Consider the following 21131-nt stretch of genomic DNA (forward strand, 5'->3'; position numbering starts at 1 on the left):
CTGGCAGGTGGGCTGTCTCACGCGACGGCTCGTGAAGCGCGCACTTTCTCGTATCGCGCGAATCCGATCTTGATGCCGACCAGAATGGGGGCAGCGATTACAAAAAGCAGGGCCACGGCGACGAACGCTGTGTCGAAGGCAATCACCGTGGACTGACTTGTCACCAACCGGCCCAGAAGGCTCGTCGCTGCCCGGCCAGCGGCCGCTGCATCCATTCCTTTCGCGCTCAGCATGGCTGTCGTGGTCGTCATCCGTTCGATGATCGCGGCCCCGCCTGGGGTGACGTTGGCGCCGAGGACCACGGCATTGGTGACGACGTTATGGTCGATCAGTGTCTGGAGCCCTGCGACCCCAATAAGGCCACCCAACTGGCGCCCCGTATTGAAAAGGCCTATTCCGCCAGCGAGGTTTCGGCTGTTGAGGTGGCTGAAAGCGATCAGCGTGATCGATAGAAACAGGAAGCCAAGCCCCAGGCCGCGCAACAGGATAGCCGCCATCATGTCGTCCGCGCCGCTTTCGCTGGTCGAACCGGACAGCATCCACATTGCAACCATGATCATCAGGATTCCAAAGGGCACCGTGGCGAATGGCGCAACGCGGCGGGCCTGCATGAGCCAGGCCGATATGAGCAGCGCGCCGACAAAAAAAGCGCCACTGGGCAACAGCAGCTGACCGGCATCGGCAGGCGTGAATCCGAGGACCGACAGGGCGAACGCCGGAATCAGGAACGCACTGCCGAACAAGGCGGCGCCGGCGACAAAACTGACGATAAAGGCGAAAGAAAAATCGCTCGTTTTGAACAGGGTGAAGTCGAACAGGCCCTGCCCTTTGGCCATCACTTGTTGGCCGAGAAATACCAGCAGAGCGGCTGCGCCGATCACCGTTAGCCACAGGATGCGAGGCTCCTCGAACCAGTCCCATCGGCTGCCTTGGCTGAGAACGTAGGTGAAACACAACAGGGTGGCAGAGATCAGCGAGAAGCCGATCCAGTCAAACGGACGCTGCCGGGCCTTCGCGGGCATTGGGCCGTCTGCGATCAGCACAAGTCCGGCAGCCGCCAAGGCAATCGGGACAACACTGAAGAAGATCCATGTCCAGGATTGGCTATCGATCAACCACCCTTGAAGCGCCGGGGCGAGCGTCGCAGGCGCGACAACGGAGCCCATGGCAAACAGCGCTTGAAGGATGGGCTGATAGGACCGCGGAAAAGCGCGAAATATGATCGCCTGGCCCCCGACCAGCAGGGTGCCACCGGCAAAGCCCTGGATAACCCGAAGTGCAACCAGCAGATCCAGCCGAGCGGTGATGGCGGCAATGCCACACGCCAGGCCCATGACCAGGGTTGAGCTGATGATCACATGACGCGCAGCGAAACGGTTCATCAGCCAAGGGGCGGTCATGAACCCGATCAGCTTGAGCGCGATGTAGCCGATATCCAACAAGGCAAACTCATCAGGCGTTGCATAGGTGTCGCCGATGATGTCGCTGCGTCCGAGCGACAGAACGGTGCTGGCGATCGCTTCCGTTAGCGTGGCGAGCACGATGCCCGCCATGAGCAGGACACCGGTCGTAGCGCTGGCGTTGCTCCGCGTGGCGCTGGCAACCGTGTTCATGAGCCGCCCCCTTGCGCAACCTCGACACGCGCGGACAAGCCAGGGACGATGCGGCCCGGCAATGGGTTGTGGGCAAGCCGGATCTTTACCGGAACCCGCTGCACGACACGCACAAAGTTTCCTGTTGCGTTGTCTGTGGGCAGCAAGCTGAACGCCGACCCGCTACCCGGTGCAAAGCTGTCGACCACGCCTTCAAGTGCCCCGTCGGGATAACCGTCGACCGTAATGCGCACGCGCTGGCCGGGGCGGATATGTTCGAGCTGGGTTTCCTTGAAGTTCGCCACGACCCACACATCATTGACCGGCACGATATCGAGCAACGAAACACCCGGCGTAACGAACCGGCCGACCCGGACCTGACGGTTACCGATAACGCCATCAACAGGCGCGTGTACCACGGTGCTGTCGAGATCAATCTGGGCCAGATCGCGCGCGGCCTGTGCCTGCGCCACAGCAGCAACGGCAGCTTCTCGCTGGGCCACGAGGACGGTGATGCGTTGCTGTTGAGCCTCGACCGTTGCCGAAGCTGCCGATACCGTCGCCTCGGCTCTGGAGCGTGCCGTGCCGGTTTCATCGACCAGGGCCTGGCTGACCGCGTGGCTGACGATAAGTTTTTGGCTGCGATCATGGGTCTTGGTCGCCAGATTCATCTCGGCGGCGGCCGAGCGTCGCTGGGCTTCGGCCTGTCGAATCAGGGCACGCTGAAGCTGGGTTTCGGCATCGACATGGGTCAGGCGAGCCTCGGCAGCGCTGACATTAGCCACTGCCTGCGCGAGCCGTGCGCGATAGTCCCGATCGTCAATCCGGAACAAGACGTCACCCGCCCGGACGGTCTGGTTGTCCTCGACCTCGACCGCCGTGACATAGCCGGCAACCTTGGCCGCGAGCGAGGTGAGGTCGCCGCGCACATAAGCGTTATCGGTGGAGGTCGAACCGCCCGAAAACGCCATGGCCCATCCGCCGGCCACAACCACCACGGCGCCGATGCACAGCAGGATGCCGATCATCTTTTTCTTGCTTTGCCGCGCCACCACGACAGGGATCTCGGCGCTTGCGCCGGTGGCAATGGCGGCCTTGTCCTGAAGCGAATTCATGTTCTTGTTTCCTGTTCAATGCCAAGGACCTGCAACAACCGCAGGACGACAGTGACCTGCCGTCCGGCTGTCGAGCGTCGATGAGCGTGTTGATCGGCTCACTTTTTGATGGGTGTGACGAGCACCTTTTCGTTGCTGTCGAGGACGAACACGGCCAGCAGGCGTGCAGGTTTCGTGTCGCTGGCGTTGGCGCTGACTTCGTGCACGGAGCCCGGCTCTTCTACGAAGTTTTCGCCGACGTTGTAGATCTTTTCCGGCTCGCCTTTGACTTTGATGCGAAACGAGCCCTCCAGGACCGTTGCATAAATGAAGGCCGTTTTCGGATGGGTGTGGGACGGCGACGCGGCGCCCGGCCCATACTCGACCAGCACGCCCTTCATGCTCTTGCCGGGGATGTTGGGAATGGGCCGGTCGAATACGACCGTCACCTTGCCTGCGGGCGGCTCGGCGGCCGACGCTGCGCTGATCGACAGCGCCGCGAAGGCAGCGGCCAAGAGATTTCGGGTAACCATGGCGATGCTCCTTGGTGCGTAGGTGGTGTGAGCGCGCGGCCCGTTACCGAGCCGTCGACTGACCGAGCCAGTCCTCGAAGCGGATTGCGCCAAGGCGCGGGTTCTTGCCGGGCGTCAGCGATTGATCGTCGAGCACCGAACCGAAGTAGCGCGCGTGCACGTCCGGCACGACCTTGCGCGTGTCCTGAGTGGCACGCAGGAAGCGCCTGACCAGTTCGTCGAGTGGCATGGCCTCGGGACCGGCGACTTCGACCGTGCCATTGACCGGTGTTGCCAGCGTGACCTCGGTGAGCGCCGCCACCACGTCGTCCGACGCCATCGGCTGGATCAGCGCCGGCGACAGGCAAATCTCCTCGCCGACAGTGGCCGCTTGCGCGATGCCGCCGACAAACTCGAAGAACTGTGTGGCCCGCAGGATGGTGTAAGGAATGCCGGACGCCTCGATCAGGTTTTCCTGCGCGACCTTGGCCCGGAAATAGCCATTCTCGGGAAGCCGTTCACTGCCGACGATCGACAGGGCCACGTGATGGCGAACGCCAGCGGCCGCCTCGGCAGCCAGCAGGTTACGGCTCGACGTTTCGAAGAACTCGAGAACGGCCTGGTCTTCCCACGAAGGCGCGTTCGCCACGTCGACGACAATATCGGCGCCATCCATCGCTTGGGCCAGGCCCTCGCGGGTGATGCTGTTCACGCCTGTGCTGGGGGCGGCTGCGAGCACGTCATGGCCGCGCTCGCGGAGGTTCTGCACAAGTTTCGATCCGATGAGGCCGGTGCCTCCAATGACGACGATCTTCATGGTTTCTCTCCGCTTCTCGACTGCAACCATTGCTGTCGATGTAGATCGAGAGTGCCAGCGCGCGTCAGGGACGTCCTTGTACCGGCCTTGAGTTTGCCTTCAGGGAAGCTTGGTTTTTCGTCCAGAAAAACAGTTATTCGACGGGTCTCCCTTGCCGCAAACGGTGCAGCGGGTCAGGCGCTGCCGTATTATCGATACCACTTACCAACCGCCAGCTCAGACACGGAGTCGAGGGCGCTCGACGAGGGGATCCTCACCTTGCAATTCGTGTTTGAAGACTACGTGCTCGATCAGCAGCGCCGGGAACTGACCTTGCGCGGGCAAGTCGTGGCTGTCGGGCCGCAGGTCTTCGATCTACTGCTGCAACTCGTCAGCAACCGCGATCGCGTCATGAGCAAGGACGACCTGCTCAAGGCCGTGTGGAGCGGTCGGATCGTCTCTGAGTCGACAATCACCAGCCACATCAATGCGGTGCGCAAGGCCATCGGCGATACCGGCGAAGAGCAGCGCCTGGTGCGTACGGTCGCCCGTAAGGGATACCGCTTCGTCGGCGAGATCAAGGTGGATGAGGTCGGGGAAACGCGACAGCCTGACATCGAAGAACCCACGCCCGTGGACCTGAAGCAAACGCCTGCGCCCACGCTCGTCCTGCCGGACAAACCCTCCATTACTGTCCTGCCCTTCCACAACCTGAGCGGCGATCCGGAGCAGGAGTATTTCGCCGACGGCATGGTAGAGGACATCATCACCGCCCTGTCGCGTATCCGCTGGCTGTTCGTCATCGCACACAATTCAAGCTTCACTTACAAGGGCCGGGCCGTGGACGTCCAGGGCGTCGGCCAGACGCTCGGCGTGCGCTACGTGCTGGAAGGTAGCGTGCGCAAGTCCGGGCACAAGGTACGCATCACCGGGCAGCTCATCGACGCAACGACCGGGATGCATATCTGGGCGGAGCGCTTCGAAGGCATGCTCCACGACATTTTCGAGCTGCAGGATCAAATCGCCGAAAGCGTCGTCGGCGCCATAGCGCCGCAGTTGGAACGGGCGGAAATCGAGCGCGCCAAGCGCAAACCGACGGAAAGCCTGGACGCCTACGACTATTACCTGCGCGGAATGCCGAAACTGCACAACGGCACCCGCGAAGCCATCGAGCAAGCGCTGCCGTTGTTCTACAAGGCCATCGAGCTCGATCCGGAATTTGCCTCGGCCTATGGCATGGCGGCCTGGTGCCACTTCTGGCGCAAGTTGAATGGCTGGATGACCGATCGGACTCAAGAGATCGCCGAGGGCGCACGACTTGCGCGTTTGGCGGTGGAACTCGGCCGGGACGATGCGGTGGCGCTGACGCGAGGCGGACATGCACTTGGCCATCTCGCCGGCGATATTGATGGCGGCATTGCCCTGCTCGACAGGGCACGCCTGCTCAACCCCAACCTCGCCCCCGCCTGGTACCTGGGCGGAATCCTGCGCGCACTGCGCGGTGAAACAGACGCCGCCATTGCGGATTTAACCCATGCCGTTCGCTTGAGTCCGCTGGATCCGGAAATGTTCAGGATGCAAGTTGGAATGGCACTCGCACACTTCTTCGCCGGGCGCTTCGATCCCGCCTCTGCCTGGGCGGAAAAAGCGCTGGGGAATCTACCCAGCCTCCTGGTGCCGGCTGCCCTGGTGGCAGCCAGTCATGCGCTCAGCGGACGCAAGGACAAAGCGAAGCAGGCGATGCAGCGTTTGCACGGGCTGGATCCATCCTTGCGCGTCTCCAACCTGAAAGACTGGTTGCCAATCCAGCGTCCTGAGGATTTTGCACGGTTTGCTGATGGGTTGCGGCTAGCTGGGTTGCCTGAGTGACTGCGGCCCGGTGAACTGCGAATGGCTTGCTAAAGCCAACGCGGGAATTCCCTACCGAAGGCTGCTAATGCGAACTGCGATCTGTAGCTGGCTTCGCCAACTGCTCCAAGGAATGCGCAGGTTCGCAGATTGCAACATACGAATGGAAGCTACACTGAAGTTGCTTGAATCTTGCATCCCCTCTTTCGGGAGAGCCAAGTGGATCTAACGATCGAGTCAGGTTCAAAGCAGCAGAAGCCAGTTTTTGGCTGGTACGAAACTGCGACTTAAATGCGTTTTAGTTGTTTGTGCCCAGTTGCGGGGGCGGTGACATCAATCCATTCCTGCAGCGAAAAAGCAGTCTGTTCGGTGGCATGCGTCACTCGAAGGGGTCATGCAGTGCATTAGCGAGCATCTCTTGTCAGCCCGTCACCTCTTGAACGATTCCGTTTCGGCAAGGAGATTCAGATGGTCGACTCCGTCAGCAACATCGACAAAGATACCCAGATTTCTGCCTCCAGCGATAAGTTGAAGTTCGGAGCATTGATCGCTCTGGTCGTCGGCTCCATGGTGGGCGGCGGGATTTTTTCGCTACCGCAGAACATCGCTAAAAGTGCCAGTGCTGGCGCCACCTTGATTGGCTGGCTGATCACTGGCGTCGGCATGCTGATGCTGGCATTCGTCTTCCAGACACTGGCCAACCGCAAGCCCAAGCTCGATGGCGGGGTTTACGCCTATGCCAAGGCCGGGTTTGGCGACTACATGGGTTTCTCTTCGGCTTGGGGTTACTGGATCAGTGCCTGGATCGGCAACGTCAGCTACATGGTGTTGCTGTTCAGTACCCTCGGGTTCTTCTTCCCGATGTTCGGAGAAGGCAACACGCTACCGGCAATCATTTGCGCCTCCGTGCTGCTCTGGCTCCTGCATTTTCTGGTTCTGCGCGGAATCAAGGAAGCCGCCTTCATTAACGTGATCACTACCATCGCCAAGATGGTGCCGCTGGCGCTGTTCATTGTCATTGCCGGCGTGGCCTTCAAGATGGATGTTTTTACCAGCGACTTCTGGGGCGCTGGCAACAGTGACCTGGGCACGGTGATGAATCAGGTTCGCAACATGATGCTGGTCACCGTCTGGGTGTTTATTGGCATTGAAGGGGCCAGCATCTTTTCCGCCCGTGCTGAAAAGCGCAGCGACGTCGGCAAGGCGACCGTGGTTGGCTTCGTCGGGGTGCTGCTTTTACTGGTTCTGGTTAACGTGTTTTCTCAGGGGATCATGGCCCAGGCACAACTGGCCGGCCTGAAAAATCCTTCCATGGCGGGCGTACTGGAACATGTGGTGGGTCACTGGGGGGCAGTACTGATCAGCGCAGGGCTGATCGTCTCGCTGGTCGGTGCGCTGTTGTCCTGGACACTCCTCTGCGCGGAAATCCTCTTTGCCAGTGCCCGCGACCACACCATGCCGGCGTTCTTGCGCAAGGAGAACGCTAACCAGGTTCCCGCCAATGCTCTATGGCTATCCAACGGGCTTATACAGCTGTTCCTGATTATCACGTTGTTCAACAGTTCCACCTATTTAAGCCTGTTGTACCTGGCAACCTCGATGATTCTGGTGCCGTACTTCTGGTCCGCCGCCTACGCTTTACTATTGGCCTGGCGTAACGAAACCTATGAGGAGGCTCAAGGCGAGCGGACCAAGGATCTGGTAATCGGGGTGATCGCTGTGCTCTATGCCGTATGGCTGGTGTACGCGGCCGGGGCGCAGTACCTGCTGCTGTCTGCACTGCTTTATGCGCCTGGCGCAATCCTGTTCGCCAAGGCCAAGCGCGAACTGGGCCAACCGGTGTTCACCTCCATTGAAAAAGTCATTTTCGTTGTCGTGATGATAGGTGCGCTGATCGCGGGTTACGGCCTCTACAGCGGTTTCCTCAGCCTCTGAAACAAGGGTTTGCATGGCGGATGGAATGCTCCGTCTGCCATGCGGCTCAATGAAAACCGAGGCGGACTTTTTCAATGGCATGGGCCATGAGCAATCGGTCGTCCGTCACTTAGCCTGATTCGATGGATAAAGACCGGCAAACCGAGCGATCACAACACCAACGTAAAAGACGCCTGAAAACTCTTCGACCATTACCAGTGAGCGGGCGTGATTGGTCAACGGGATAACATCTCCGTAACCGGTGGTTGTGAGCGTCGTGAGGCTGAAATAGATTAATTTGAAGAACGTGCCAGGCTGTGCGAAGTCGAGGGGGACAGGACCGAATGAGCCAGCGCTGGATATCTCCACCAGGGCATAAACGAAGGACCAAACGAAAGCCAGCATGATGTAACCCGCCAGCGCGCCATGCAGCTTGCCGGCTGTAATTGGCCCGCGCTTGAGAATGTAGAGAAGCACTCCGCTAAACGAGACGGCAAGAGACGCCGTATACGCTATCCCGGCAAGGCTAAGAATCGCGATACTCCCAGTCCATAACGCCGTCCATTGAAGGCCAACCCCAAGCAACGCCAGGCCCAGTTTGAGAATGAACCCCCGCCGAGTCTGCCTGGTGGCGAAAGCCCCCACGAGCAGCACGATCGAAAAAAGAATGCCGAGCAAGGTACGAGCAAATATACCTTCCTCAAGAAAGGGAAACAGAAGGATCAACCCTAGCAAGAGCAGCAATAGATAGGTGTAGGGACCTCTCCCCATAATCAACCGGGCTAAATCCTCGTCGGGTTCGGCTTTATTTTGAGGATTTGTCATATCGGTTTCCCAGAGGCTGAAGTAACACTCGATATCTGACCGTGCACCGTTGAAATCTGGCTTGGCTTTAGAATAGTCGGGGGTGAAATCCTTGAGTGGCGGATATGGGTCGAATTCTGCCTGTCAGGAAGGGCAGCAGTCGGTCCGAAGCGGCCATTTTCGGTCAGTTGTGACAGGCTAAACTCGTCAGCGTGCTTCGCTGCGACTCCAGATTTTTGTCCTGAGTGGGAACCGAGCGTATCGGATTTACCTCCCTTCTTTCTCAATGCCACATCTGTGCATCTCATGTCGCAGATAACTGAGTACGTGCGACAGTTTCACGCCCGAATTAGTCGTCGCATAACTCAGAAGTTATGCGACGGCATTTTCAAATCCGCTGCACCAGTATCAAAGCGCAAGGCCCATCGTAAAAAGTTAACTCACTCATCTTAAACGCTGCCCCCCAAGCTCATAAGTTCGTTAGTCATCATCAGCCATATGACCATGCGCGGGGTGTATTGCCGCTTACCTCACGTAAACTCCCGAGACGGCTCCCCATTAATATGTATGGTTTGAGTGAGGCAGTAGCCACGATTTCTGACTGCGCGAAAGAGATACCTGCCTCCAGCGCTTTTCTTGAACTTTACTTGCAGTCTACTCAAACTCATCTCCAGGCCACGATAGAGGCCAGGCTCTCTCCCAATACTACTAATTAGCTCTGCCCTACTGATTACGCGCTCCTCCTTGAGGAGCATGTTCTTTACAATTATGCTCTCAATATTTGTCAAGTGTATTTGATTGGCACCGTCAAACAGGATTCGATTATTTATATCGAGCTTCCAGCATTGAGGGTATTGAAGTGATATTTCTGCAAAGTTTGTCATGGTTTTTGATTGTACAATTCATGAATATAACAAAAAACAAATCGCAAAAACTATTACTTATTTTTATCTTCAGCAATGTGATTTAGGAACGCATTTTCAAACGTAAGTTTTATTAGGGCGACTGCGCAGTCAGGCTGTTGACTGATAGCAATATATTTATAAGTTAGATATTAAGCACTTATAGCATTGTTAGTTTGTTAAAATTCTTAATTATCCAGATTCAAAGTTGATGAATAATTTTCAAATATACCAAGCATACTAATAGATAGCCAGCTTATGATCTGTAACAGTCTACTGCTGTTTTGGTAACAATGTGCCGTCCAACCGACAGCGCACTAGTCGGGGAGGACGCAGAAAACTGCCATCTGCTCGCGCTGTTCCCAAGACTGCCGCAGCATGCAAAGCGGGGCCCCTAGGGCGGAAAAGAACTGCGTTATCGACCGCTCACTCATTGTCTCCTCTCCATTCGTAGGAAATGCGCAGATTTCTCCAAAGACGTTTCGCGTCCGTGAGCGCCAACAGCCAAATAGCTGGGCTTGCTGCGCAAGCTTGAGGAGGAGTTTATAGACGTGGCGTGCGCCAGCCTTTCATTTGGCGACAGCGTTTTTTCATTTCATGACAACCCATAACCTTCGATCTGACATTGCACATAGCGTTGTTTGAGTCAGTTTTTGCGTGGTAGTCATGCCCCTCTCCAGACCTACCAATATGTCGTCAGTGGTTTGCAAATTCGCGGATGGGGTTTGAGAGTACGAAATCCTGAGGGTCTATATTGGGTCGATTCTGTTTGTTGGCGGAGACTGGCATTGACGTAAAATCGCCACCCCCAAAAAATCAGCTTGCATAGCGAGAAGGAGCTTCGATGCTGCGGGTGATGATTGTTGGGCAACCCGGGTCTGGTAAAAGCACTTTGGCGCGTAAGCTTGGCCAGCTTACGGGCTTACCGATCATTCATATCGACACTATCCACTGGCAGCCAGGATGGGTCGAACGGAGCTGGGGCGAGAAGACTCATCTTTGTCGCGAGATCGAGGCCCGTGAACGCTGGATATTCGAAGGTGGCCATTCAGCCACTTGGGACAATCGGGTGGCCCGCGCAGATCTTTTGATATGGATTGATCGTTCGGCGACGCTTCGATTCTGGCGCGTAGTGCTCAGAGCGCTGCTCCAGCGCGGTCGGTCTCGGCCTGACTTGCCGGAGAACTGCCCCGAACTGCTGGCGAATCTGCCGGAATTTTTTAGATTCATGTGGCGGACGAAAAAATCAGCGCGAGCAAAGATGCAGCAACTCGTGGCGACTGCGCCATCCACTTGCCGCGTGGTCTGTCTGCGGTCCAATCGGGATACCAGAGTTTTTCTCGCGAGCATTGGAAATTTGACTGGCCAGGCTCCGCGAGATTGATAGACAGTTGACTACTTCAGTATGGAAATCGCCTGTTGCGACCGGCAGCACTTGGCCGACTGCTGCCCGTCACGACAGACAGAAATCGGCCAGAAGGAGTCCTCAGCGGTCAGCATCACGCTTCAACTTGCGAAGACATTGCGAGCATAGTGAATCGTCCCCGCCAAGACCAAAGTGTGAGTAACATCATGATCGAAGCCCAACGCTGGACAGTGAAATGCCAAGATCCTGCGGATGGAAGTGGCGACGTCATCATTGATTTGCCGCCTGAGCTACTCGCCAGTTTAGGACTGAGCATCGGTGACGTGTTGACGATGGAGGTGATCGACGGCGCGATAGTTCTGACACCGAAGTCGAGCGACTCAGCTACACCCTGAGTCGAGCCCGTGCGCTCCACCTAATCATCAAGCGGGCATAAGTGAACGGCACATCTTAGCGGCGGCGATTGGGCATTTGCCGGCGGCGACAGACCGTATTGGGTCGGATACAGCCCTTGGCGACAGGCAAAAAACGGCCAGAAGCAGACGGTCAACCCGGTCCTCGATGGTTGGCGTGGATGGCTTTGCTCAATGCGGCTTGGAAGCATTAAGCAAAGCTGCTGCTGGCTAGTTTTAGTGCTTAAGCGCCGCGCTAACGGATTGAGTAATCGGGGTCGTTGGACGTCCCAACAACTCACTCAGTTGGCGAGAGTCATCAAACAGATCGCCTTTAGCTGCTGCGGCATCAGAATCAGCCAGCAGCCCTGCGAACTCTGCCGGCAGGCCCAATCCAATGAGTACTGCCTTGTATTGCTCTTGTGGAAGATCGTTGTAAACAACGGTCTTACCGGATTGTTTGGCGACTTCCGTGGCCAGTTCGGATAACGAGTAACTCTCATCACCTGCCAATTCGTATACCTTGCCTGCCTGACCTTCGCTGGTCAGTACAACGGCTGCCGCGTCAGCATAATCTTTTCGCGCTGCGGAGGAGATTCGACCCTCTTGCGCACTACCCAGAATGGCTCCGTGCTCGACCGCAGGCGACACGCTGGCAGTGTAGTTCTCGCTGTACCAACCATTACGCAGCAGTACGTAATTCAATCCAGACTCTACCAACGCCCGTTCGGTATCCCGGTGCTCGACAGCCAGGCCCAGTGTCGACTTGTCTGCATGCAGCATGCTGGTGTACGCCAGAAGTTGAACGCCCGAAGATTTGGCCGCCTCAATGACGGCACGATGTTGTGCCGTACGCTGGCCGACTTCGCTTGACGAAATCAGCAGCAGACGCTGAACACCGACCAAGGCGCTAACGAGGGTTTCAGGCTGGTTGTAATCTGCTTGGCGGACGTTAACGCCTTTCGCGCCAAGATCCTGCGCCTTGAGTGGGTCGCGCACCAACGCGACGATTTCGTGTGGGTTGACGGTTTTAAGCAGCGAGTCGATAACGAGACGGCCCAATTGGCCGGTAGCACCTGTGACGGCAATCATAATGAAGCACCTTGATTCCAAAGGGAGGAGTGATCATCCTATGGCACAGGCTAACTAATAGTAAGTACGTACAAAAAGGTAAGTATCATGAGCCGCCAAGATTATATCCCTCACCTTGTTTCCGAAAAAATACGTCGCGGCGAACTTATGCATGCTGATTGCCCTTCGCGAGAGGTCCTCAAGCATATGACCAGCCGCTGGGGCGTCCTGGTGCTAGTTGTTTTATTGGGGGGCACGCATCGTTTTAGTGAGCTGCGTCGGAAAATCGGTGGAGTGAGTGAGAAAATGCTTTCACAGACACTCCAGGGATTGGAGGGCGATGGGCTCGTCAACCGGCTCTCTCGACCGATAGTGCCACCCTATGTGGAATACACGTTGACTCCCCTGGGAGAGGCAGCAGCGGCCAAGGTAGAAGCAATGGTCGACTGGATTGAAAACAACCTGCCCGAGATTATGCAGTTCAGGAGCGAAAACGCGGACGCAGAAAAGAGCTGACCTCCGCGAAGGGCCGCTTTGGGTCGATTTCGGCCGGTGGCGACCGGCAGAAATCGACCCAATATAGCCCTTTCCGGGGGCAGCTCACGGCCAGAAAGCGAGTCGTCAGCCTAAGACGATTGCGCTGCTTCATGCCGAAAATCACGGAATCTCGCCGCGTTTGGTTCAAGGGCAAGGGTCAGGCTATTGGCGATATACGATACCGTTCGATAGAAGCCCGCCAGCATCAGCAGTTCAAGGATTTGATCGTCATCGAGGTATCGTCGAGTGGCCTGAAATTCCGCTTCAGTCAAGGTAGCGCGATTGTGCAGGGCATCAATAGTAGCCAGCAGCACCGCCTCTTCCTCCGTCCAGTGCTCCGCCCGGAGCGGATAATCCAAGGTGTGGCCGATATCGTCTCTCGTCAATCCGGCCCGCTCTGCGAAAGCCATAACGTGCACACCCCACTCATATTCGCATCCGGTAAGTGCGCAGACCCTATTGATGATTAGCTCCCGCTGACGAAGCGTCAGCAGGTTTCCATCCAGCAGTGAACCAGCCGTGAACTTCCGCCATGCCCTTTCGCTGGTGGCGATGGTGGTGAACAACAACAGTGGTGGGACGCCCTCTCCCATTATTTTGTCGAACGTCGCCTGGAGGCCTTCCGTGTAGGGTTTTTCGAGTGTTTTGATTCGAGCCATGATGTACCCTTCGCTATCAAATGTGTAGCGCTAGTATTTGCTACATTATCTGTAGCGAGCAAGGGCCATATGCATGAATGATGATCAAAGCTTGGGATTGCAAATGATGAGTGGGCGTCGCCCAATCATGGCGCTTTTGGATGTGCTCGGACAGAAATGGGCGTTGAGGATCCTTTGGGAGCTTCAGCACGGTTCACTCAGTTCCCGTGCACTGCGAAGCGTGTGTGGCGATATCTCGCCCACTGTCTTGCAAAGTAGGGTCAACGAACTTCGTGGGGCAGGTTTCATCGAGTCAAACGAGGGCGGTTACGGGCTCACTCCACTGGGTATGGAGCTTTCGGAGTCGTTCTTCCCTCTGTATAGATTCGCCAATAAATGGGCCGATTCATTGGGCAAAAATAAGGTTTGATTCCTGGTGGAATGTCCCCCTTTCGGGGTGTAAGGAGCCAACGGCGAACGTCTGCATTTGGCCGATTGCTGCCTGTCGCGAAGGGCAGCAACCGACCCAGGCTGTGTGAAAACGTCTTGGAGTCGGTTTGACGGTCAGAACCGAAGCGAAAGTCGCTCTCCTACGCAAATTTCAGGTCTGCTGATTAACCAAGCATTCGCAGATTTTACGTAGCAACGCAGACTTCAAAAAGGTGAATGCATTTTCACACAGCCTGGACCCAAAGCTGCCGCTGGGAACCGGCAGAAACCGGCCAGGAGCGGAAGCGCGGGAAGTTGCATTGCATTTGAGTATCTACGGACTAACCTCAGTGCATCATTACACCGCGCGCAGGGGGACTTGCCGCCAAGGTGTCATATCCCAACTGACCTCCATTTCACGTTGGCCAAGGAACCTTATGAAGACCTTCTTGCTCTTGCTAAGGACAGCCCTGTTCGTTGTTTTATTTTCCTTTGGCTTGCTCTGTCTTCTCGTGTCTCTTTCCTCGTACAAGGAGGTGGACGAGACGAAGACTTGGCAGAAGTTGAATGCCACTGTCGCCACTGTCTCCATTTCTGAGGAGATGCGCAGTAAGGGTATGACCTATTGCCCTCTGGTTAACGTGACCTTTGAGTTGAACGGACAGCAATACACTTATCCGCTCGAAATATCGCAGCGGCCCTGCAGAACCAGCCTGGAGTCGGTTGAAAGATCAGTTGCAACATTCAGGGAAGGAAAAGTGATCGAAATTCTTGTCGACCCAGCAAAGCCGGGTAGAGTGAAGCCAGGTACTTACTCACTAGGTGGGGGTTTTTACCTCGGCGTTTTCTTGGGCACGCTAGCCTTTATCGGGGCTGTAGCTGTCCTGGTGTTTCCTGCTAAGAAATCTGTCAAGTTAACGCAAAGAGAAAGCATTTCACATTCAACTTTGAGCAAGAGAGAAGTTCAGAAAAAAGTTCGCGAGCTACTCGCCGCCGGCACTGCAAAGTCGGAAGTGTTTTCACAACTCTCCGGGCGGGGTGTAAAAGACAGTCATCTTACCTACTTTATAGCTTCGTATGCAGATCCAATTCGTTGTGACGAGCACGATCGCAAGGTCAATATTCTCATCACGATAATGCTCGTCCAGGCTTTGATTGCATTCTTTCTGGGATTGGATATCGGCGCCAGGATGGGGCCAACGGCCAAATGGGTTATGGGTGTTTCAATGATCTTGATTCCCTTGTTTTTGGTATGGGGCTTCTACAACCATCGCGTCGGCGCCTACAACGCGTACATACTCCTTGCGCTTCTCCAATTCCCAAGATCGCTTGAGGGGTTTACATCGAGTCCGGCAACAACCACTATCGCATTAGCTATAAGTATCGTTATCTTGGCTTTTGTTTGGTACGTCCGAGGAAAAATCTTTCCAGACTTCGTCTTCGTCACCCCCAGGAAAATCAAAGGCAAGTACATATTTTCGGGCTGACCATCATGCCGCCGGACTTGCCCGAACGGCTGTTCAGGCCTGTGAGTTCAATCGTTAGCGAAGACTGCGTCGGGTCGATTTCAGCCGGTTCCAGCAGGCAGCTTTTGGCCGATTGCTGCCTGTGCGATGGGCAGCAATCGGCCAAAACGGTCATTCGTGCGTGTCGTCCAATGACGAAGCGAGTCAGCGCGCTTTGTGCAACATCCATTTATCCCCTCTACGACTGAATCTACGATTGAATAGATAATGATGCGGTCATTTGCGCGTGACACACCGCCAGAATTTCATCGGCCAGCGCCGAGTCGTCAGGACAGGCGCGCGATAACATGATCGCGCCGACCGCGCGCGCCAGCAGGTCGATCATTTTCACCCTCGCCTCACCCGGCGCCGCATCCGGCCCGGTCGGGTATTTTTCGCCGAGCGTTTGCAACATGCGCTCGATGCCTTCAGCGAATGCCGACTTCAAATCGCCGGACTGACGCGCCGCGTCGCCGCACAACGCCGCCATGGTGCAACCCGTGGCGCGCCCGTCGCGATGATCCCTGGACACATACACATCGATGAAATCCTTCACGCTCAATGCTTCGGTGCTGGCCAGTGACTGCGCAAGACTGTTGGCCGAGGCTTCGGCCATCAGGTCAGCCTTCGAACCGAAATGTTTATAGAAACCGCCATGGGTGAAACCGGCGGCGGCCATCAGGTCGGCCACGCCGACACCGTCGAAACCGCGCTCGCGAAACACGACTGAGGCCGTTTCGACGATGTGCTCCCGATTTGCCTGGGCCTGGGCCTTGGACACTCGCATGTTCGATACCTCGCTACCGCTGGAAATTCATCGGCTGATGATACATAGATGTTGACCATAATCAAAATTGTTGACAGTTTAGATTTCGATCATCATCCTAAATGCCAGCCATATGAAATTCACCAACGGGCACGGAACACACACCCATGAGCGACCAGAATCTGTTTACCCCTTACACGCTTGGCGCCCTGACGCTGTCGAACCGCGTGGTTCTCGCTCCACTGACGCGCAATCGCGCAGGCAAAGGCTTTGTGCCGAGTGAGTTTGCTGCTGCCTATTACAGCCAGCGGGCCAGCGCGGGCTTGCTGATTTCCGAAGCCTCGCAGATCTCGCAGCAGGGACAGGGCTATCAGGACACCCCGGGCATTTACACGCAGTCGCAGATAGAGGGATGGCGCAAGGTGACCGATGCCGTACACGCCAAGGGCGGGAGAATTTTCCTGCAGCTGTGGCATGTGGGCCGTGTTTCCCACGTGGATCTGCAACAGCAAGGCGCGGCGCCGGTAGCCCCTTCCGCGCTTCGTCCCGCGACCAAGGTATTCGTCAACAATCGCTTCGAGGACGTTTCCGAGCCGCGAGCGCTGGAGACTGACGAACTGCCGGGCATCGTCAACGATTTCCGCCAAGCGGCGGCAAACGCCATTGCGGCAGGCTTCGACGGCGTGGAAATCCACGGTGCAAACGGCTATTTGCTGGATCAGTTCATCAAGGACGGCGCCAACCTGCGTACTGATGCCTACGGCGGCTCGATCGCAAACCGTGCACGCCTGCTGCTGGAAGTGACGGCCGCGGTGGCCGCCGAGATTGGTGCTGATCGCACAGGCATTCGCCTTTCGCCTGTCTCGCCGGCCAATGGTGTATCGAGCAGTGATCCACAGGCTCAATTCGATTACATCGTCGACCAACTCAATGCTCTGGACATCGTTTATCTGCACGTAGTCGAAGGCGCGACCGGTGGGCCACGCGACGTGGCGCCCTTTGATTTCGACGCCTTGCGCCAGCGCTTCAAGAACACCTACATCGCCAACAACGGCTATGACCTGGACTTGGCCACGGCACGCCTTACGCATGACAAGGCTGACCTGATCGCCTTTGGCCGCCCTTTTATCGGCAACCCTGATCTGGTGGAGCGGCTCAAGAACGGTGCGCCACTGTCCGCCTTCGACCCCTCCACGCTCTACGGCGGCGGTGCGGCGGGATACATCGACTACCCGACGCTTGCCGAATCAAGCGCTGCCGCGAACCAGGCACAAGCTGATCGGGCCTGATTTTGATCGTGCATCCATCTCCATTCATGTTCCCGAAAAAAGAGCTGACATCATGACTACTCACCCTACCGTTCTCATCACTGGCGCTTCCACCGGCATCGGCGCGGTTTACGCCGAGCGTTTCGCCCAGCGCGGGCATGATCTGGTGTTGGTCGCCCGCGACCACTCGCGCCTGGAAGCGCTCGCCGCAAAGTTGCGTGGCGAACACAACGTCGCCATTGAAGTGCTTCAGGCCGACCTGACTCAACTCAGCGACCTGCACACCGTCGAAGCGCGCCTGCGAGATGACGGGCGCATCGGCATCCTCGTCAACAATGCCGGCGCCGCACAGTCAGGCACCTTCATCGAGCAAAGCACCGACAGCGTTGCGCAACTGGTGGCCCTCAACACCACCGCGCTGGTGCGGCTCGCCAGCGCCATCGCGCCACGCCTGACCAAAGCAGGTGAAGGCGCCATCATCAACATCGGTTCGGTGGTGGGTCTGGCACCTGAGTTCGGTATGTCGGTCTATGGGGCGACCAAGGCGTTTGTGCTGTTCCTGTCCCAAGGCCTGAGCCTGGAACTTTCGCCTCAGGGTGTTTATGTGCAAGCCGTACTGCCCGCCGCCACCCGCACGGAGATTTGGGACCGCGCCGGTATCGACATCAACACCTTGAGCGAAATCATGGAAGTGGGTGATCTGGTCGATGCCGCACTGGTTGGCTTCGACCGTCGCGAACCGGTGACCATTCCTCCGTTGCAAGAAGGCGAGCGCTGGGATGCCCTGCAAACCGCGCGTCAGGGGCTTTTGTCGCAGATCAGGCAGTCCGCCGTGGCGCCACGCTATTTGACTCAAGCCTGACCCATGTCGAGCAGGTCGGCCTCGCCCCGCAATCGGACGGAGTAAAAATGATCCTTATGGCTACAAGCAATCACCCGGGTTCGCAGTCGTCATTTATCAACGCGGCGAACCAGTCGGTTCTGGTAGGCGGGATCCCCTTCGCCTATCGTGATCTGGGACCCAAGACGGAGGTCCCGCTGGTCATGTTCAACCATTGGGGGGCAGTGTTGGATAACTTTGACCCCAGGATTATCGACGGTCTGGCAAAAAACCGGCGTGTCATCACTACGGATTACCGCGGAATCGGTGGCTCGGGCGGCGCCGCGCCATTGACCATCGGTGAAATGGCTGACGATGCAATCGGCCTGATTCGTGCGCTAGGTTTTGACAAGGTTGACCTGCTCGGCTTTTCACTCGGCGGCTTCGTCGCTCAAGACATCGCCATGAAAGCACCCGAACGAGTGCGCAGATTGATCCTCACCGGAACAGGACCGGCCGGTGGCACAGGCATCGACAGCGTCGGTTCGGTGACCTGGCCATTGATGATCAAAGGTTTGCTGACGCTGCGAGACCCCAAGTTCTACCTGTTCTTTACCACCACGGCCAACGGCCAACGCGCCGCGTCCGAGTATTTGCAACAATTGAAAGAGCGCCGGCAAGACCGGGACAAAGGCCCGACACCCCGCGCGTTTTTACGGCAGTTAAAAGCCATTACTGCGTGGGGCAAGCAGGCGCCGCAAGAACTCGGTCGCCTGCGTATGCCGACGCTGATAGCCAACGGGGACAACGACATCATGGTGCCCACCGTGAACTCGATTGAGCTGGCGAAGCGAATCCCCAACGCGCAACTGATCATTTACCAGGACGCCGGGCACGGCAGCATTTTCCAGCACCATACCGATTTCGTGGCCAACGCTTTGGCGTTCCTCGACGCCTGACAGCCTGCACGTCTAATCGCATCAACGTTGTCGGGGCCGCGCCCCATTCTCATTCCACCGACAAGAGCAGCTGCAACATGAAGGCATTTTTTATCGACCGCTACGGCAAGCAGAACGGAACGATTGGCGAAACGCCCGACCCTGCGGTCGGTGTGCATGACATTCTGATCCAGGTGCATGCAACGAGCGTGAACCCGTTGGACTCGAAGATCAGAACCGGGGAATTCAAACTGATTCTGCCCTATACATTTCCATTGGTATTGGGCAATGACCTGGCCGGAGTGGTCGTTCGCACGGGCTCGGCGGTGAAGCGATTCAAGCCAGGAGACGAAGTCTATGCACGCCCTCCCGAGGACCGGATCGGGACGTTTGCCGAACTGATCGCCGTGAACGAAAACGCCCTCGCGCTGAAACCCTCGAACCTCGATATGGCCGAAGCGGCGTCCGTCCCCTTGGCCGCCTTGACGGCCTGGCAGGCGCTGGTTGAGACCGCCCAGGTGAAAAAAGGCCAGAAGGTGTTGATTCATGCCGGATCCGGCGGTGTCGGCACGTTTGCCATCCAGCTCGCCAAACACCTCGGCGCCTTCGTTGCGACCACCACCAGCACGGCAAATGTCGAATGGGTGAAAGCACTCGGGGCGGATGTGGTCATCGATTACAAACAGCAGGATTTTGCAAACGAGTTGCGCGATTTCGACGTGGTGTTGAACAGCCTCGGTGCCGATGTACTGGAGAAATCGGTCAAGGTTCTCAAGCCCGGCGGACAACTCATTTCCCTTTCGGGGCCGCCGACCGCGCAATTTGCCCAAGAGCAAGGCTTGTCCTGGGTGCTGGGGCAAGTCATGCGCCTGCTGAGCAGCGGTATTCGTAGAAAAGCCCGCAAGCACGGGGTGAGCTATGCATTTTTGTTTATGCGTGCCAACGGGGTACAACTGCAAAAAATCACCTCGCTTATCGAGGCTGGCGTCATCAAACCGGTCATCGATCGTTCCTTCCCTTTTGAATCGACTGCAGAGGCGTTGCGGTACGTCGAGCAGGGCAGATCAAAAGGCAAAGTCACCATAACAATCAAATAAGCGCACTACAAAAAATGTCAGTAGATAACGTGCATGCCGCCGAGTATCACATTCCAGAGCCTGAACCAGAGGAGCAACCACCGCACAACAGCCCCACACAGGAGCAGTTGCAACCGGAAGTCGCGCCGGTAGAAAAGCCGATGATCATTTGGCGCAGCTTGATGCTCGAGCAGTAACGAGAAATGGTTCATGCCACTCTTCAATTGAAACAAGGTTACCCGTGTTCCGCTGCCAACAATGACCTGAACTGCGAAACGCTCTCTGAGGACAGCCCCGCAGCTTCGAACACGGCGCAGGTAAAGCTTACGGGCGCAGGGCCTGGAGCAGTTATGATGCGGTCGGCAACCACAGCTACTTGACTGCTTCGATAAAGCGCGGCGCCTTCATAACCGACGGCATTCTGTTGTAAGAAGTCAGCGCTGTTCGAGGTATGAGAAACCGAGTCGAGAAGCCCGGCTCTCGCAAGTGCCAGCGTTCCCCCACAGATACCGGCAATTGTCGCTCCACTTGAACGACTCGCCAGCAGAAAGTCCCGAATATCCGGTGCATCTGCACGCTCCCAGATCATTCCACCGATGACGGCAACAACGTCCGGCTTCCAGTCCAGGCATTGTTGCAAGCTGCTATCCACGGTTACTGCCAATCCACCCTGCGAGCGGAACTGCCCCGTAGCAGAGGCAAAAAACCTGACGTCGATCCCGTAAAACGGGGATGCGGTTCCTGCAATGAAAGCGTATTCCCAGTCCGCAAAACCGGGTGTCAGTATCAAGCCCACGCGTGCCATAAGTCAGAATCATCCATGAAAACGAATAACATAAAGTGACAACAAATAGATCTCAACT

The 21131-nt window shown here is 56.8% G+C and carries 21 protein-coding genes; 12 read left to right on the forward strand and 9 right to left on the reverse strand.

The annotated features are described in order from the left end of the window. Positions 1–17: 17 nt before the first annotated feature. The 4 genes from ACQKPC_RS00620 to ACQKPC_RS00635 form a co-directional block, all read right to left on the reverse strand. Entirely contained in the window at positions 18–1613 is a 1596-nt protein-coding gene (locus tag ACQKPC_RS00620; protein ID WP_427622749.1) for an MFS transporter, read from the reverse strand. Beyond that, positions 1610–2707 (reverse strand): HlyD family secretion protein, encoded by a 1098-nt coding sequence (locus ACQKPC_RS00625; protein ID WP_427622750.1) that lies wholly within the window; start codon positions 2705–2707, stop codon positions 1610–1612. The genes ACQKPC_RS00620 and ACQKPC_RS00625 overlap by 4 nt, the downstream gene beginning before the upstream one ends. Before the next feature lie 98 nt (positions 2708–2805). Beyond that, positions 2806–3219 (reverse strand): cupin domain-containing protein, encoded by a 414-nt coding sequence (locus ACQKPC_RS00630; protein WP_427622751.1) that lies wholly within the window; start codon positions 3217–3219, stop codon positions 2806–2808. Between the two features lie 43 nt (positions 3220–3262). Continuing rightward, entirely contained in the window at positions 3263–4015 is a 753-nt protein-coding gene (locus tag ACQKPC_RS00635; RefSeq protein WP_427622752.1) for an SDR family oxidoreductase, read from the reverse strand. 258 nt (positions 4016–4273) lie between these two features. Between ACQKPC_RS00635 and ACQKPC_RS00640 the strand changes: the two genes are divergently transcribed. Then, positions 4274–5863, forward strand: coding sequence for a winged helix-turn-helix domain-containing tetratricopeptide repeat protein (locus ACQKPC_RS00640; protein ID WP_427622753.1), 1590 nt, complete (start codon positions 4274–4276; stop codon positions 5861–5863). A gap of 447 nt (positions 5864–6310) precedes the next feature. After that, positions 6311–7777: an arginine-ornithine antiporter gene (gene arcD / locus ACQKPC_RS00645; protein ID WP_427622754.1), complete on the forward strand. Its 1467-nt coding sequence runs from the start codon at positions 6311–6313 to the stop codon at positions 7775–7777. 105 nt (positions 7778–7882) lie between these two features. Here the strand turns inward: arcD and ACQKPC_RS00650 are convergent, their stop codons facing one another. Then, on the reverse strand, positions 7883–8581 hold the full coding sequence (locus ACQKPC_RS00650; protein ID WP_427622755.1) for an ion channel: 699 nt from the start codon (positions 8579–8581) through the stop codon (positions 7883–7885). Between the two features lie 1725 nt (positions 8582–10306). Between ACQKPC_RS00650 and ACQKPC_RS00655 the strand changes: the two genes are divergently transcribed. Both ACQKPC_RS00655 and ACQKPC_RS00660 read left to right on the forward strand, forming a co-directional pair. After that, positions 10307–10846, forward strand: a complete 540-nt coding sequence (locus ACQKPC_RS00655; protein ID WP_427622756.1) for an AAA family ATPase — start codon at positions 10307–10309, stop codon at positions 10844–10846. Positions 10847–11034: 188 nt separating this feature from the next. Further along, positions 11035–11223, forward strand: a complete 189-nt coding sequence (locus tag ACQKPC_RS00660; RefSeq protein WP_427622757.1) for an AbrB/MazE/SpoVT family DNA-binding domain-containing protein — start codon at positions 11035–11037, stop codon at positions 11221–11223. A gap of 234 nt (positions 11224–11457) precedes the next feature. Here the strand turns inward: ACQKPC_RS00660 and ACQKPC_RS00665 are convergent, their stop codons facing one another. Next, positions 11458–12312: an SDR family oxidoreductase gene (locus ACQKPC_RS00665; RefSeq protein ID WP_427622758.1), complete on the reverse strand. Its 855-nt coding sequence runs from the start codon at positions 12310–12312 to the stop codon at positions 11458–11460. A 147-nt stretch (positions 12313–12459) separates the two neighbouring features. Between ACQKPC_RS00665 and ACQKPC_RS00670 the strand changes: the two genes are divergently transcribed. After that, entirely contained in the window at positions 12460–12807 is a 348-nt protein-coding gene (locus tag ACQKPC_RS00670) for a winged helix-turn-helix transcriptional regulator (RefSeq protein ID WP_427622878.1), read from the forward strand. 110 nt (positions 12808–12917) lie between these two features. Here the strand turns inward: ACQKPC_RS00670 and ACQKPC_RS00675 are convergent, their stop codons facing one another. Further along, complete coding sequence (locus tag ACQKPC_RS00675) at positions 12918–13487, reverse strand: carboxymuconolactone decarboxylase family protein (protein ID WP_008013255.1); 570 nt, start codon at positions 13485–13487, stop codon at positions 12918–12920. 73 nt (positions 13488–13560) lie between these two features. Between ACQKPC_RS00675 and ACQKPC_RS00680 the strand changes: the two genes are divergently transcribed. Together ACQKPC_RS00680 and ACQKPC_RS00685 are read left to right on the forward strand one after the other, a co-directional pair. After that, positions 13561–13896 (forward strand): winged helix-turn-helix transcriptional regulator, encoded by a 336-nt coding sequence (locus ACQKPC_RS00680; protein ID WP_063343850.1) that lies wholly within the window; start codon positions 13561–13563, stop codon positions 13894–13896. Positions 13897–14332: 436 nt separating this feature from the next. Continuing rightward, positions 14333–15382 carry a DUF3592 domain-containing protein gene (locus ACQKPC_RS00685; RefSeq protein ID WP_427622759.1) on the forward strand — a complete coding sequence of 350 codons (1050 nt, stop codon included), beginning with the start codon at positions 14333–14335 and terminating at the stop codon, positions 15380–15382. 229 nt (positions 15383–15611) lie between these two features. Here the strand turns inward: ACQKPC_RS00685 and ACQKPC_RS00690 are convergent, their stop codons facing one another. Beyond that, positions 15612–16187: a TetR/AcrR family transcriptional regulator gene (locus ACQKPC_RS00690; RefSeq protein WP_427622760.1), complete on the reverse strand. Its 576-nt coding sequence runs from the start codon at positions 16185–16187 to the stop codon at positions 15612–15614. Positions 16188–16333: 146 nt separating this feature from the next. On the opposite strand from ACQKPC_RS00690, the gene ACQKPC_RS00695 reads away from it, so the two are divergent. From ACQKPC_RS00695 to ACQKPC_RS00715, 5 genes are all read left to right on the forward strand, one after another. After that, the gene (locus ACQKPC_RS00695; RefSeq protein ID WP_427622761.1) at positions 16334–17455 is read left to right on the forward strand and encodes an alkene reductase; all 1122 of its coding nucleotides are present in this window, start codon (positions 16334–16336) and stop codon (positions 17453–17455) included. 52 nt (positions 17456–17507) lie between these two features. Further along, on the forward strand, positions 17508–18296 hold the full coding sequence (locus ACQKPC_RS00700) for an SDR family NAD(P)-dependent oxidoreductase (RefSeq protein WP_427622762.1): 789 nt from the start codon (positions 17508–17510) through the stop codon (positions 18294–18296). Positions 18297–18343: 47 nt separating this feature from the next. Continuing rightward, complete coding sequence (locus ACQKPC_RS00705; RefSeq protein ID WP_427622763.1) at positions 18344–19213, forward strand: alpha/beta fold hydrolase; 870 nt, start codon at positions 18344–18346, stop codon at positions 19211–19213. Positions 19214–19290: 77 nt separating this feature from the next. Then, positions 19291–20289, forward strand: coding sequence for an NADP-dependent oxidoreductase (locus ACQKPC_RS00710; RefSeq protein ID WP_427622764.1), 999 nt, complete (start codon positions 19291–19293; stop codon positions 20287–20289). Positions 20290–20303: 14 nt separating this feature from the next. Continuing rightward, a complete protein-coding gene (locus tag ACQKPC_RS00715; RefSeq protein ID WP_427622765.1) occupies positions 20304–20465 on the forward strand; it encodes a hypothetical protein in 162 nt (53 codons plus the stop codon). Positions 20466–20503: 38 nt separating this feature from the next. On the opposite strand, the gene ACQKPC_RS00720 is transcribed toward ACQKPC_RS00715, so the two are convergent. Further along, positions 20504–21073 carry a DJ-1/PfpI family protein gene (locus ACQKPC_RS00720; protein ID WP_427622766.1) on the reverse strand — a complete coding sequence of 190 codons (570 nt, stop codon included), beginning with the start codon at positions 21071–21073 and terminating at the stop codon, positions 20504–20506. Positions 21074–21131: the final 58 nt, after the last annotated feature.

The organism is Pseudomonas sp. NPDC089918 (assembly GCF_050280605.1).
Classification (GTDB): domain Bacteria; phylum Pseudomonadota; class Gammaproteobacteria; order Pseudomonadales; family Pseudomonadaceae; genus Aquipseudomonas.